This window comes from Shimazuella alba (genome assembly GCF_009831235.1).
GTDB lineage: Bacteria > Bacillota > Bacilli > Thermoactinomycetales > Thermoactinomycetaceae > Shimazuella > Shimazuella alba.
The window spans coordinates 335,309-350,017 of sequence record NZ_WUUL01000002.1; the positions used below are offsets into that span (position 1 = coordinate 335,309).

Genomic DNA, 14,709 nt, shown 5'->3' on the forward strand with positions numbered 1-14,709 from the left:
CATTAGACTTCCAGCAAGACGGCGTCACCTTGCCCTGCGCCACTACAAATAGCAGCTACGCCGACTCCTCCACCACGACGTCGGAGTTCATAAGCAAGTGCAAGTAGAATACGAGCACCACTGGCACCGATTGGATGACCAAATGCGACCGCGCCGCCATTTACATTTACTTTTGCTTCATCCCAGCCAATTATTTTACCGGTAGCAAGGATCACAGCGGCAAATGCTTCGTTTACTTCGAAAAGATCGATATCAGAGACATCTAACTGCTGCTCCTTTAATAACTTTTGAATCGCATAAGCTGGTGTGATTGGAAATTTTTCTGGTTCCATCGCGACAGATGCATGCCCGATAATGGTTGCAAGCGGAGAAATACCTAACTCCTTTGCTTTGCTTTGAGAACTGAGTATCATTGCAGCAGCACCATCATTCACACCAGGAGCATTTCCAGCAGTAATGGTTCCATCAACTGCAAATGCAGGTCTCAAAGCAGCTAACTTATCGATAGTACTGTCAGTCCGCACCGATTCATCTCTATCTACTAAAATGGATGACTTCCGATTCTTCACGTTAACAGAAGCAATTTCTTCTTTAATAATCCCTGCTTCCATAGCTTTAGCAGCCAATTGATGACTACGTACAGCCCATTTATCCTGCTCTTCTCTGCTTATTTTGTATTCTTCTGCAATTGCATTACCATGGATGATCATATGAACATCTTGAAAGGCACACCAAAGACCATCATGTATCATCAGGTCAACAGCTTCTCCATGACCCAACCGCATTCCAAAACGGGCATTTGGCAAAATATAAGGAGCATTACTCATGCTCTCCATTCCACCTGCAACAATCAGCTGACTTCCTCCTGATCGAATAATTTGTTCAGCTAACGTCACACTTCGAATACCAGAAGCACATACTTTGTTGATCGTCTCTGTTGGGACATGCCAAGGTATACCTGCAAGATGGGCTGCTTGCCGAGATGGGATCTGACCAGCTCCACCTTGGAGAACCATTCCCATCAATACCTCTTCCATCTGATCGGCAGAAATACCCGCTCGAATCAGTGCTTCTTTGATTGCTATAGCACCTAATTGGGCTGCAGAAACAGTATGTAACGCACCACCCAATTTCCCTACGGGTGTCCTTGCTCCTTCTAGAATGACTACTTCTCTCATCACTCTCACCTCCAAGGACATAAAAAGAAATAAGTTATTATTCGCAAATGAAAACGCTCTCACTAATAAGAATACCTTATCAGATTGACTTTTACAAATGGACGGAAAGGTGTGAAAAACGGAATAAATACAATTCTAATTTATTTTTATTATATGTATTTTTGGTTTCTGCTAGCCCCTAAAGTGATAGCTAATCATAATTTCTTTTATGTCTTAAGGATGTTTTTAATATGGAGAAATTTCACATGCATTTTTTCAATACAAAACAAACAAATAAGTGTGTTATTCATCTAAAATGACAGTAACAACTGAATATAGAGGAAGGAAAGAATAAATAAATTGGAAAAATTCATTTTGCATCCACTTGGATTTATTACTGCTATTCTTATCATCACTTTATTATGGGGAAGTCCTGCACCGCTGATCAAACTAAGCTATGGTTGGTTAGCAATCGACCAGCATGATTTTAGCAAAGAACTATTGTTTGCTGGCTATCGGTTCCTGTTATCTGCTATCATTTTGTATTTTATTCTTCGACTCACAAGCAAAAAAAAGATTTTTCAAAAGACAGCATTTCGTTCTTTGAGTAAAGTAGGTTTTGTGCAAAACTTTTTGCAATATGTTTTCTTCTATATCGGAGTTAATTTAGCATCTAGCATGGTAACGGTAATCCTCACAGGTACTGCCTCCTTGTTTCAAATCTTGATCGCTCATTTCATCGACCAAGATGATCGTTTAACACTGCGAAAGACCGCAGGTATCCTTATTGGTTTCTTAGGGATATTTGTGGTGAGTCTGCATTCTGTAACGACTGGTGTAAGCTTTGGCATTGGTGAAATACTTTTGCTCATTTCCAATCTTGCAGCTGCAGCTGGTAACTTAATGGCGCGGGGGCAATCAGCGAAGTTTGATATAGGTATCATTACTTTTTATCAATTATTTATCGGCTCTATCTGTCTGATTAGTGTGGGTGTATGGAAAGCAGGATTATTTCCATTTTCATTTGATATTCAATCGGGGATAACGTTTGTCTATTTAGCTTTAGTTGCCTTGATTGGCACTTTTGGTTGGAATACCTTACTTCGTTATCATCCAGTTAGCAAAGCATCCATTTTTCTCTTTCTTATACCGGTCTTTGGAGTATTTTATTCTGCTATCTTTTTAGCAGAAAAATTAACTCTGTTTACTTTCCTAGGACTAGTGCTCGTCTGCATTGGGATCGTGGTAGTAAACGTGAACATAAAGCTGAGAAAGAAACAAATCGCACCTGAAATTTGAATCCAGCATGTTTATGCCTTTCAACAATATGGAGCCGCCTATCCTTGAATGGACAGCGGCTCACACACTTGAATAAGGACTACCAATTACGCTGTTTGCGAAGTGTTGTTATGTGTGCCACATGGTGCTCACTATGCCACGCATACAGAGCTGTTGTCACATCAAGGGACAAAGGCCCAAGCTCAGGATGAATAAATGTCTTCTTCCACTCTTTCTCAGAAAAAGAGCGAAGTAACATCGTCCAGCGGTGGTGCAATCCATCAATAATTGAGAGAGAAGAAAAAATAGGAGAGTATTTTGCATCCTCGAGCTCCGCCCAATTTTGCTCACTATACGTTTTTATCGTTGGAGAATCTTCTGTTAAGGCAAGTCGAAAACGAGTATAGCTATTGAGGTGGCTATCTGCTATATGGTGTACCACTTGACGTACTGTCCATCCACTCTCTCGATACGGGGTGTTCAGTTGTTCGTCATCCAATCCCTCGACTGCATGACGTAAAAGCTCTGGTAGCTGTTCGATTGTTTGAATATATTGTTGAAGCAGTTCATTCGTAAAAGTCGCAGGTTTTTGAAACTTACCTATCGGATAACGAGAATCCCTCATGTTTGCACCTCCAAGATTTGCTAAGTTAAGGATAATCCATAACTACTATTTTTGCTATGTCTATATATTTGAGCTATATCAAGGTCCATTTAAGTCTAAACAAAACAGCCCTTTTAAAAGAGCAGTTTTTCCTATTTTTGTACTATTTTAACTAGCAGATTCTGTTTCCGTGAAATCTATCGACTGTACTAATAACTCTGCGATATCATAAGTCTGCACTTGCTCCTCTACTTCTTTTGCTTTTGTACCATCGGATAACATCGTCAGACAATAAGGACAAGCACTACTGATAATCGTCGGAGATACTTCCAGTGCCTGCTCGGTTCGTGCTAGATTTACCCGTTTCCCTTCTGTCTCCTCTAGCCACATCATCCCGCCACCTGCACCACAGCACATCGCATTTTCGCGATTTCGTTTCATTTCTACTAACTCAACCCCTGGTATTTGTTGCAAAATATAACGTGGAGCTTCGTATTCCTCATTGTATCTGCCTAAATAACATGAATCATGATAAGTAATACGCTCTTTTAATGGTTTACTAGGAACAAGTTTCTTTTCTTTCACTAGGTCAGCGAGTAGCTGGGTATGGTGTACCACTTCTCCTTCCCATCCCAGATCTGCATACTCATTTTTAAAAAGGTTAAATGCATGTGGATCGATAGTGATGATTTTCTTTACTTTATGTTTGGTAAACTGAGCGATATTTGCTTCTGCTTGCTGTTGAAATAAAAACTCATTTCCCAAGCGACGAGGAGTATCCCCTGAATTCTTTTCTTTGTTACCTAGTATCGCAAAGGAAATACCAGCGTACGCGAGTAATTGAACTACTGCTTCTGTCACTCTTTTCGTCCTCGTATCATAAGAACCCATCGACCCAACAAAAAAGAGATAGTCGAAACTGGGGTTTTCTTTCACAGTAGGCACTGTTACTTTGCTCTCTTCCCGCCAATTCGCTCGTTCTTTCTTACTAAGTCCCCAAGGATTTCCTTGTCGTTCGATATTGTTTAGGGTTCTGGATGCCTCTGGACGAATATTCCCCTCTGTCAATACCAAATATCTGCGCATATCGATAATCTTATCTACGTGTTCATTCATCACTGGACAAGCGTCCTCACAGTTCCGACAAGTGGTACAAGCCCATAGTTCTTGTGTAGTGATTACATCTCCAACAAGGGCTTGCTCTTGTGCTTGGCTCGTAGCGGCTGCCTCTGTTGCAAAAGCAAAGGAAGGCATCCACGGAGAGGTAGATGTGATCGCTGCTCCTTTAGCAGTCAGGTGATTGCGCATGTTTACGATCAAGTCCATCGGAGAAAGCATCTTTCCTGTACCCGATGCGGGACAAACAGAGGTACAACGCCCACACTCTACACATGCATATAAGTCGATTAGTTGCTTCTGCTCAAAATCTTCTATTTTTCCTGCACCATATGTCTCTAGTGTTTCATCTTCAAAATTGATAGAAGACAGCCGCGGCTGTTTTCGGCGTAACACCACATTGAGCGGGGCAACGAATAGGTGAAAATGCTTAGATTGTGGAACATAGAGTAAAAAACTAAATAAGATAATGGCATGCATCCACCATCCAATATAAAACAGTGTTTCACCAACCTCTGGTGACATCCATCCCATAAAAAAGAATGCAAGGAGCGAAGAAAGTGGAGTAGACCAAGTGAGATCTTCTTGCAGCCAGATCTTCTCAAAAGAAGAAGACCAGATGATAGAAAAGAGGAGGGAAGTTAAAAACAAAATCACCAAACCAGAACGAAAACTTCTTTTTAGGCGGGGTAACTTCTCGATATACCTTCTATAGTAAGCATATCCTGTTGCGAAAAATACGAAGAGAATTGTTATTTCTTGCAATACTAAAAATCCTGCGTAAAAAGGGACGGGCAAATGATTGCCAGGAAATAAACCTTTGATAAACAAATCGATCGCACCAAATTGAATCAGAATAAATCCATAAAACATCACCACATGCATCCAGCCGCTTTTTTTATCCTTTAACAATTTTTTTTGACCAAATATATAACCCCATGTCCCAGCAAGATTCCATCCCCACTCGGTTTTCTTTCCTAAACGAATATAACGATAGCGAGTATAAATAATTCTCCCAAATAAGGCAAGAGAAGCTGCTGTTAACAACAAAAACAACGAAATATGAATCACATAAAGGGTATGCATGTGAGTTGCTCCTTTTCTTAGGATAGGTATCAAAAAGGGTTGGCATCAAACCAACCCTTTGCGCCTAGCAAGCTCTTGCGAAAAATACGAAGCTACTTCTGGGGCTAGTGTTCCCGGGCCAAACCCAGCATCAAAGCCCAGTTCCAACGCCAATTCATGATGGATGCGAGGTCCACCACAAATCAAGATAAACCGATCTCTCATCCCTTCTGCTTCCAACAACTCTACTAACTCAGTTAGATTGGTAACATGCACTTCTTTTTGGGTTACAATTTGTGAGACGAGTAGTACATCAGCTCGATAAGCGATTGCTTTTTCAATTAGATCCTCGTTATCAACTTGACTGCCTAAGTTGTAAGCATCAATTTCTGGATATCTTTCTAATCCGTACTCCCCATGGTAACCTTTCATATTCATGATCGCATCAATACCCACTGTATGTGCATCTGTTCCTGTACATGCACCTAATACAATAATTTTTCGTTTAATATGTTTACGAATATATTGATTGATCTCCTCAAATCCCATTATAGGAGCTTCTACTTTTGGAACATGAATTTTGCTAAAATCAACTGAATGTGTACAGTTCGCATATAAAATAAAGTAAGTATATCCTTCACCTAGATCTTTCATATGGTAAACTTGAGACTCAATCAATCCCATTTTCCCAACCAATTGCTTCGCTGCTTCTCTCGCTTCTTCTCCATAAGGAACAGGCAGTGAAAAGCTCAATTGCATAGCTCCATCATCTAAGGTGTCTCCATATGGACGAATCCTCGACCAATCAATGGTCATCCTTCCTCACCTCTTATCGATAACTGGAGACGCTCTCGAAGACCACATTCAAATGGATTCCAATAATCAACCGAGCGTTTGATCACACCAGACAACCCTTTGCCTCCTGCCCTTGATCGCTTCACATCTGCAAAAATGCCTTCTTCTAGTGCGGTGAATAGCGATTTCTTTTTCACTTCTCGCAAAAGGTAAACAGCTTTTGTCAAGACCGTGTGCGCTCTACGTTGGATTCGTCCATCTGGCCGGAATAAAATTTCGTCTTGCAGATGACGTGCATTTCGAAAAATGTACTGTGCGTTTTCAATCGATAATTGGCGATCATGCATGTGGGGAGTATGCATTGCTTCAGTCATCATTCCTAATAATTGAATTCCCTGTCCTGTAACAATACTAACCAAATTAAATAAAGCATCTTGAATATGACCGAGGAAAATATTTCCCGTCATATGCTTGGTAGGAGGCATATATTTGAGCGGGGCATTTGGGAAGATCTCTCTTGCCATTTGAGCTTGTGCAATCTCTAGCAGCAGGCCATCTTCTAATTCTGGATTCATCTCAAAAGCATGACCTAGACCCATCTGTGTTTCAGGAAGACCTGACAACAAAGCAAATTGCTCATTGATAAATTGAGAAGCCAATACGGTATGAGCAGACTCGACTGCATCTGCTGTTGTCAAGTAGTTATCTTCCCCTGTGTTGATGATAATCCCAGCATAACTATTGATCATCCTTGAGAATGCTTGGTCGATCAACGTACGCTGCATATTGATATCCCGAAATAAGATGCCATACAAAGCGTCGTTTAACATCACATCAAGCCGTTCCATTGCTCCCATCGCTGCGATCTCCGGCATACATAAGCCCGAACAATAATTGCAAAGCCGGATGTATCTCCCTACTTCTTCCCCTACTTCGTCCAGAGCAGCTCGCATGATTCGAAAGTTTTCTTGCGTTGCATAGGTACCACCGTATCCTTCGCGAGTAGCTCCATATGGGACAAAATCGAACAAACTTTGCCCTGTACTGCGGATAACAGCGATAATATCGGCTCCTAGACGAGCAGCCGATCGAGCCTGAGTAACATCTTCATAAATATCTCCTGTAGCTACGATCAAGTAAAGGTAAGGCTTTCTCCCTTCGCTAAGTTTTTTGATATAATGATCTCTGAGCTTTCGATGGGAAAAAATCTTATCCAACATTGCATCTTGCAAACGTTCCCCTGTTCGATAAACTGCTTCTTCTGAAGTGACAGGCAGATCAACCAGAGAAAGCTCCTTTTTTGCAACTAACTCCGCAACCTCTTGAGGAGTCTTGCCTGTCTGAACGATTGCATTACACAGCCAAAATGCCACACCACGGTGCAAAACACCAGCATCTAAGAGCCCGTCCACGACGATATTGGGCAATGGGATATCATCATGGACACCATCAACTCCAAACAAGCGAAGTACCGTTCTCTCAATGGAAACCGTGGATCGAGCGGAAATAAAATGATCCACTTCTTCTGCGATTTCTTTCGCAATAACCCTCGCCTCTTCAACCGAACGGTGGTCTAGATTTAATTTCCCAGACATATTACACTCCCCTATCTGGAACTCCTATTTCTTAAATTCCCAAACGGGGATATTTCTTGCTGCTTGTTTGATCCCACTGATTAATTTATCCCCATCCAATCGTTTACCCACAGGTGTAGTCGGATTGACCGCAACACCTTTTACTTGTATGGATTGAAGAAATTCTATGCTACCACCTTTACGCAAAAAGGTTCTCAACACAAAATCAGAGACAAAAAGATGTGTCATATCGGAAAGTATCAAAATAGGGTACCACTGGTGATCCATAAAAAAACGGAGCATTTTATCTGTGAGGGCTCCAGGTAGACCAAGTACTTCCCAACTCCGTAGCTCTTCGAAAGAAGAGAAGAGGGATGGAAAAGGAAAACGACCAGACTTCCCATTTCGTATCCCCCATATATGATTTTCTCGCTTTGCTTGACAGAACATTTCTACATAATAAGATTCGATACAAACGGGAAGATCTGCTTGCTGGAGCCAGTGATTTGCCTTTCGGATAATCTCATGTTCATCTCTACCCGCTGTTCCACCTATGACCAAAATCATTGCCTCTATTAAGGTGGGACGAGCAAATGATTTTCGATCATATGCGCCATCCACAAGTGCAAATAACTGCTTATTTTGAAACAATTGCAGCACTCGCTCCAAATCATGTAGTGTACCTACTCCAGCAAGCTTTGCCTCTATATCTGCTGTCGTATGGGCAACAACTAATTCTCCCATGAGTGTATAGGAACCCAAACCTTCTACATAATCCCAACACTCTTCTTCCCACTGGATCAAACTACGAGAGGTAGCAAGCCAGCTGCCTGCTGGTATCGTAACAGCCGGCTTAGGTAATCCACTCCAGGCATCCCGGTCTTCTCCATCAATCCCGAGACTGACAAAACCAAGCTGTCTTTTTGCCTTTTCGTGTTTGGAAATCTGATTGATCAGCGTCGTCTTCCCTACATTTTTCGCGATACCGACAACTGCTAACGAACCTATCTCATCCAACACTATAGGGATCATGGTTGTGTGACACGACGCTCCTCTCGAATCAGTTTTTTTGGCTCTAGATTTGGTCTTGCATTTCCGATTAGACCCGCTACTCCCTCTGGAGCAGGTGCAGCTTGGCAATAAGAGCAGTTTTGTGCATCGTGTTCTCGATACTGATCAGGCTCTGGATAGCTGGTAATGACACCTTCAAAATTACGCAAAATCGTTTTTTGCGAGCTTTGTGAGATCAGATAATTGGGTCCAACTGGGATCTTCCCACCACCACTTGGAGCATCTACGACAAAGGTAGGAATCGCATATCCTGATGTATGTCCCCGAAGGTACTCGATGATCTCAATCCCTTTACTGACAGGTGCTCGAAAATGTCCGATTCCCTCTGAGAGATCGCATTGATAAATATAATACGGACGAACCCTTGCCTTCACTAACTCATGCATAAGTGATTTCATAATATGAGGACAATCGTTGATACCTGCCAAGATTACCGACTGGTTACCAACTGGAACACCTGCATCTGCAAGCATCAGGCAAGCACGTTTTGCTTCGGGAGTCAGTTCTTTTGGATGATTAAAATGGGTATTGAGCCAAATAGGATGATATTTTTTTAAAATCGTGCAAAGATTTTCTGTGATTCGTTGAGGAAAAACAACTGGGGCACGTGTCCCAATCCGAATAATCTCCACATGTGGTATATTTCTTAGTTCTCGTAGCAAGTACTCTAGGATGCGATCATTGATTAAGAGACCATCTCCACCAGACAGTAAGACATCTCTGACTTGTGGCGTGTTGCGGATATAATCCAAACAAGCTTCCATCTGTTTTTTTGGTACACCCATCCCGATTTGCCCGGAAAATCTACGACGGGTACAGTAACGGCAATACATGGAACATTGATTAGTCACCAAAAAAAGTACACGATCTGGATAACGATGTGTTAATCCTTTGACGGGCGAATCCGTATCTTCCAATAGTGGATCAGCAAGATCGTAAGGAGTGCGGTCAAGCTCAGAGGAGATAGGAACCGATTGCATCCGAATAGGGTCAGTTGCATCATCTGGATCCATGAGTAGCGCATAATAAGGGGTTATATTTAGTGGAATGGTTTGTTTGGAAATCCCTACACCGGTAACCTCGGTCTCTTCTAGGTGGATAACTTCTTTTAATTCATCCACTGTTCGAATCGTATTAGTCAATTGCCAGAGCCAATCATTCCATTGTTCTTCTGTTACATCCTCCCATAATGATACATGCCGCCAATCCCGCATAACGCCCACTCCTCTCTTAATGACTACTCATGTAGAGAAGCTTCGTGTTGGAGTCGTGATCGAACATCAAGAACCATAACGACGAGTAAAAAGTTCCATTAAGCTAGGTGAGTTCCTTAATAATTCTAGTGTATGATTCGCATGACCTGGTGCATAACCGTTGCCGATCATTAATTTTACATCTTTTCCGATCCCTTCCGCCCCAAGTGCCGCAGACGTAAATTGAACAGCCATACTAAAGAAATAAACGATCCCTTCATCTCTTGTTGCTACGATTGAAGAAAGCTCTGTTCCGGGAACATTGACACAATTAAATGTTATATCTGCCAGCTCACTATCAGTAAGATCAGATACAGCCTCTAATACTGCAACAGGATTTGTCGCATCTACACAACAAACATGATGAGCTAAAGATAATGCCTCTACTTCTTTACACATGTTTTTACTGTGTTCCATAGCAATCACAATTCCCGATTGATCGACTTTTCGACGTGCTTCTGCAAGTGTCAACAACCCTGATTTCCCCCCTGCTCCAAGCACGACGACAACATGATGCGGTTCGATGAATCTAGCAGCTTGCGCAGGTGCGCCGCACACATCCAACACAGCAAGTGCAACCCGCTGATTCATATCCTTTGGCAAAACGGCAAATGGACTACTAGAAAACAAAATTGCATGCCCATCAATCTCTATCTGTCCCGTAACCATATCAATTGATTTTATTTTGGTGAGTGAAAGTGGGGTGAGAGTCAACGAAACAAGCGAAGCGATCATTTGACCGGAACGAATCGATGGATCGGCAAATTGTTCCCCCACTTCCTTTACTCGTCCGATGAACATACCTCCAGAACCGGTTACGGGATTATGCATTTTTCCACGGTCCAAAATAATATTTTTTATTTTAGATGTGAGTAAATCTAAGGAACCATTTGCTTCTTGTTTTAATTGGGTAAAAGAGGCGGAATCAATGTGTAGGGCTTCGATATCTACTAAGAGTTCCGTTGGATGGATGGGTAAACTAGGGTCAAGAGACCATGCGGGCTGAGGAAAAACTCCAGCAGGAGATAAGGTACGATGAAGGCCATAATAATGGGATAACAATACCAATCACCTCCATTATTTGGTGATAACGATATGAAACCATATGTGATGTACTTAGATGGTAAAAACCATTACTTCACTAAATATATTCTATATAGTAAATATTTTTCCTCTTATTTCAAATTTGATCTTCTATATGAAAACCGTGATTGAATACCATTAAAAATGAAAACTAAACTATCATACCTAACCGATTTTTTAGTTTCTTATCATCTGCTCAATATATGGAACAGGAGAGCTTGTTCCTACATGGATGCCACATGATCTCATTGACGAATACCACTTTATTGTTAATCCTATTGTGGTACGAAAAGAAAAACGACTCTTCCAAGAGGAGCTAGATAAAATAGCTCCCAAGGATTGATTTTATGTCCGGTTAAACATGAAAAGACTTGAGTCACCTAAGTGGCATCTCAAGTCATTTTCTATTCACTGTTTCATACCCACTTTACAATATCATCAAAAGATTTCCTGCTTTTAGGTGGAGCTTCGGCAGCCCGATAGCCAAAAGCTGCTAATACAGAAATTCCAAAACTACCGTTTTCTAACAGTCCTTCCTTCTCTAATAATTCATTCATTTTATCTATATTAAAGCCTTCAATCGGACAAGAATCTATACCAATTTGGGCAGCAGCCGTCATCATATTGCCAAGTGCTATATAGGTTTGTTTAGACGCCCAGTCGAAAAGGAAGCGATCATCGTCGAGTAATTTAAAATCTTCCCTTTGAAATTCTTCCACTCTTTCAAGAAACTTTGGCATATATCCTTCTGGGAGATAGCTAAAATGTTCTTTGATGTAGTCAGAGTCATACTTTGTGTCTTGTTTTGTTCTTGCGAGTAATAGGACAAAATGGCTGGCGTCTGGAAGCTTTCCGTAGGCTCCCCATGCAATATTTTTGATTTTCTCACGGAGTTCAGAACTTTCAACAACGACAAATTTCCAAGGTTCAAGTCCAAGCGAACTTGGTGATAATCTTCCAGTTTCTAAAATAAAGCGGAAGTCATCATCTGATATTTTTTTGTTTGGATCAAATGACTTTGTAGCATGTCTAAAATGAAATGCATCTAGAATTTGTTGTTTCCATGTTTCTTTATTACTCATTTTCAATTCTTCCTTTAGTATATATAATTCATAATATTTAATTTATTTATGGTCTAAACCGACTATACAACTAGCTCCCATGAAATTAATCTGATAAAATTTGGACACCAAATTGCTGGAAGCGCGCGATGGCTTTTTCTGGGAATAGAAGTGTTTCAGGCAAGTGGATCCCTCCATCAGCAGGTGGATCTCCATCTAAACCAAGAATACGTTCCATGATAACTAGCACTCCAAGTGCTGTTAAATGTGCTTGACCATTTGGGTCTGATATTATTGTTCGTTGTTTTATTTGTTCGCCTGATTGAAGAGTTCCTTCCAGATCGATATATACATCATGAGATGCCTTGTTTTCAGCTATGGTACCCATTGATTCACCTTGAACTAAATCAAAGCGAATATTTGAGGCTTGTGTAATCGAAGCAATACTTGGAAGATCAAGCGAAGCCATTGGCTTTCCTTGCATGACGTGTTCATTATCCTTGTGAATGAATCTTGTATGCTTTTCGGCATCGACCCACTTCCACTTCCCTTCTTCACGTATGTAACCTCGATTCATCCATGATTCAGCATTGCTAAGTTCATTTACAACCATTGGACCGATTGGATCGCGCACATCGTAAAGAGCAGTTAATTCGACTTTGTCGATATGGTTAAATTGTTCCGCTACCTTTTGTAGTATGGTTAATATAGTCCCTGCTTGCCAATGACCAAGTAATACAATGGGGCGTTTTGGTTGGGATTGAAGACCTGCAAAAAGAATGGGTGCAACTTGATCAGTTATTTTAGAGATTCCAATATGCGCTATATGATGGTTCATAGCTGCATGAATGAGTGTATCTGCTGGGTCTGCTACTGCCGAAACAATGAGATCAAATTGTTTCCAGTCAAATTGGTTTATTAATTTTGTATCTTCTAAATCTAAATAAATAGTTCCAGCATGTTCTAACTCTTGTACGAGTGCCATCCCCTTCTCAGGATTCCTCCCCGCAAGGATAATCTCAACATCTCTACTTATTGCTCTGATGTGTTTTGCAATGGTGCTTCCTACTAGACCATATCCTCCAGCAATTAATATTCTTGATTTCATTTCGTTTTTCTCCTTAAAATGTGATGATTAAATCGATTGTTTAGCGTAGTTCAATCCATATTGATAAGCTTGATCTAGTAGTGTTTCTATATGTTTGGGGTCCTCTTTTAAAGTTTCATAGAGATATTCGATTTGAGAATTTTGGATACCAACATAGTTGGCTAAACCAACATTGAGTTGGTGAGCGATCATTTTGTCATAATCACGCTTCGCCAGATCTTTAGGAGATGCAGCAGCCAAGATTAACCACAATATATGTTGGTGTGAAAGACGACTTGAACCATAGGCAACACCATAATTCCATACTCGCTCAATATATCCTTTTAACATAGCTGGCATACTGTACCACCAGAGTGGAAAAACGTATGCTAGCGCATTGTATCGAAGCATTCGATCAATTTCTCGCTCAACCTCAGCTGAATATTTGGGTCGGCTTATGGACCAATCAGGCTCATCGTTTTCCCCTAGTACGGGATTAAAACCTATTCGATGTAAATCCAATAGATCTGCTTCATGTCCAGCTTCTTTTTTAAACCTTGTACAAATCGATTGGCAGCAGCAAACGTAAGGGAATCCACTCTTGGATGACTCACAACTGTTAAGACTTTCATTTTCAAAGCTTCTTTTATTTTTCTGGTTGTATGATAACCATTTATTTTTGATAAAACCAACCCAACTGAAAGCAAGCTATATTTGTTATTATAAATACTATAGGATCATTAGAGAAGTACATACTTTAAAGCCCCCTAGTGTCATTTATGACACCATAGACTTTTACTGCTTTTACCTAGTTTGGAGGAAAATCATGATTGCAGAAAAAATCCAGCCGGTATCGAAATGGAGTGGAAGTAACCTTAGATATAATCGGAGGTAAATGGAAAAGTGTCATTTTATATCATCTGATCACAGGAAAAAAAAGAAATAATGAATTGCTTCGCTTAATTCCTGTGATCACGCAAAAGATGTTAACTAGGCAATTACGCGAACTTGAAAGTGATGGAATTATTAACCGAATTGTTTACCATCAAATTCCACCGAAAGTAGAGTATGAGTTGAGTGAGTATGGATGGAGTTTAAAAAATATATTGGATCAGTTTTGTTGGTGGGGTGAAAATCACGTAGAGAAAAATTACGAAGATAAGTCTTTAATACTAGAGTGCTATTCGGAAGAGCATAAGAGTTAAAACAACAAGCTATTCGGGGTTCCTAAATTTGACATGTTCCATTCAAAGTACAGTAAGCATTTCCCAAGTGGATCAAATTGGAAAAACCCAAGAATAATTAGGATATAATAACAAGTTTTCTAAATTAGACTCACATTGGAGACCTTGTTTATTTTGCTTACTCTACACATATTTAGGAAATCGTATTGATATTGATAGATTTTTCATTCAAAATGGAATTAATACGCTTGTCACTACTTACCATCACACATAGTAGGACGGCAAAGATGATATGAGAAACTCCATTGAATCCTACCAACACTTTGGTTCATTTTGGGCTGCTATCAGCATATAAATGGCTAATCCGATTTCCACCACAAC

12 protein-coding genes and 1 pseudogene are annotated in these 14,709 nt (G+C 40.6%); 2 read left to right on the forward strand and 11 right to left on the reverse strand.

The genetic code is table 11. The features are described 5' to 3' along the window. Positions 1–2 precede the first annotated feature (2 nt). A complete protein-coding gene (locus GSM42_RS04490) occupies positions 3–1,178 on the reverse strand; it encodes an acetyl-CoA C-acetyltransferase (RefSeq protein WP_160800338.1) in 1,176 nt (391 codons plus the stop codon). Between the two features lie 339 nt (positions 1,179–1,517). Here GSM42_RS04490 and GSM42_RS04495 point away from each other — a divergent pair, with 339 nt between their 5' ends. Beyond that, entirely contained in the window at positions 1,518–2,456 is a 939-nt protein-coding gene (locus tag GSM42_RS04495) for a DMT family transporter (protein WP_160800339.1), read from the forward strand. A 79-nt stretch (positions 2,457–2,535) separates the two neighbouring features. Here GSM42_RS04495 and GSM42_RS04500 read toward each other — a convergent pair whose 3' ends face one another. From GSM42_RS04500 to GSM42_RS04545, 10 genes and pseudogenes are all read right to left on the reverse strand, one after another. Next, positions 2,536–3,060: a YfiT family bacillithiol transferase gene (locus GSM42_RS04500; RefSeq protein ID WP_160800340.1), complete on the reverse strand. Its 525-nt coding sequence runs from the start codon at positions 3,058–3,060 to the stop codon at positions 2,536–2,538. 147 nt (positions 3,061–3,207) lie between these two features. Beyond that, positions 3,208–5,241, reverse strand: coding sequence for a heterodisulfide reductase-related iron-sulfur binding cluster (locus GSM42_RS04505; RefSeq protein WP_160800341.1), 2,034 nt, complete (start codon positions 5,239–5,241; stop codon positions 3,208–3,210). Positions 5,242–5,286: 45 nt separating this feature from the next. Continuing rightward, positions 5,287–6,036 carry a lysine 5,6-aminomutase subunit beta gene (gene kamE, locus GSM42_RS04510; protein WP_160800342.1) on the reverse strand — a complete coding sequence of 250 codons (750 nt, stop codon included), beginning with the start codon at positions 6,034–6,036 and terminating at the stop codon, positions 5,287–5,289. Beyond that, positions 6,033–7,610, reverse strand: a complete 1,578-nt coding sequence (gene kamD / locus GSM42_RS04515; protein ID WP_160800343.1) for a lysine 5,6-aminomutase subunit alpha — start codon at positions 7,608–7,610, stop codon at positions 6,033–6,035. The genes kamE and kamD overlap by 4 nt, the downstream gene beginning before the upstream one ends. 24 nt (positions 7,611–7,634) lie before the next feature. Beyond that, the gene (gene kamB, locus GSM42_RS04520; RefSeq protein WP_160800344.1) at positions 7,635–8,621 is read right to left on the reverse strand and encodes a lysine 5,6-aminomutase reactivase subunit KamB; all 987 of its coding nucleotides are present in this window, start codon (positions 8,619–8,621) and stop codon (positions 7,635–7,637) included. Beyond that, positions 8,618–9,874 (reverse strand): lysine 2,3-aminomutase, encoded by a 1,257-nt coding sequence (gene kamA, locus GSM42_RS04525; RefSeq protein WP_160800345.1) that lies wholly within the window; start codon positions 9,872–9,874, stop codon positions 8,618–8,620. Before kamA ends, kamB begins: the two co-directional genes overlap by 4 nt. Before the next feature lie 66 nt (positions 9,875–9,940). Next, positions 9,941–10,975, reverse strand: a complete 1,035-nt coding sequence (gene kdd / locus GSM42_RS04530) for an L-erythro-3,5-diaminohexanoate dehydrogenase (protein WP_160800346.1) — start codon at positions 10,973–10,975, stop codon at positions 9,941–9,943. Between the two features lie 437 nt (positions 10,976–11,412). Further along, positions 11,413–12,078 (reverse strand): NAD(P)H-dependent oxidoreductase, encoded by a 666-nt coding sequence (locus GSM42_RS04535; RefSeq protein ID WP_160800347.1) that lies wholly within the window; start codon positions 12,076–12,078, stop codon positions 11,413–11,415. An 85-nt stretch (positions 12,079–12,163) separates the two neighbouring features. Next, complete coding sequence (locus GSM42_RS04540; RefSeq protein WP_160800348.1) at positions 12,164–13,165, reverse strand: SDR family oxidoreductase; 1,002 nt, start codon at positions 13,163–13,165, stop codon at positions 12,164–12,166. A gap of 27 nt (positions 13,166–13,192) precedes the next feature. Then, positions 13,193–13,776 (reverse strand): annotated as a pseudogene (locus GSM42_RS04545) (NAD(P)H oxidoreductase). Positions 13,777–13,974: 198 nt separating this feature from the next. Here GSM42_RS04545 and GSM42_RS04550 point away from each other — a divergent pair. Continuing rightward, positions 13,975–14,349, forward strand: a complete 375-nt coding sequence (locus GSM42_RS04550; RefSeq protein WP_160800349.1) for a winged helix-turn-helix transcriptional regulator — start codon at positions 13,975–13,977, stop codon at positions 14,347–14,349. Positions 14,350–14,709 lie beyond the last annotated feature (360 nt).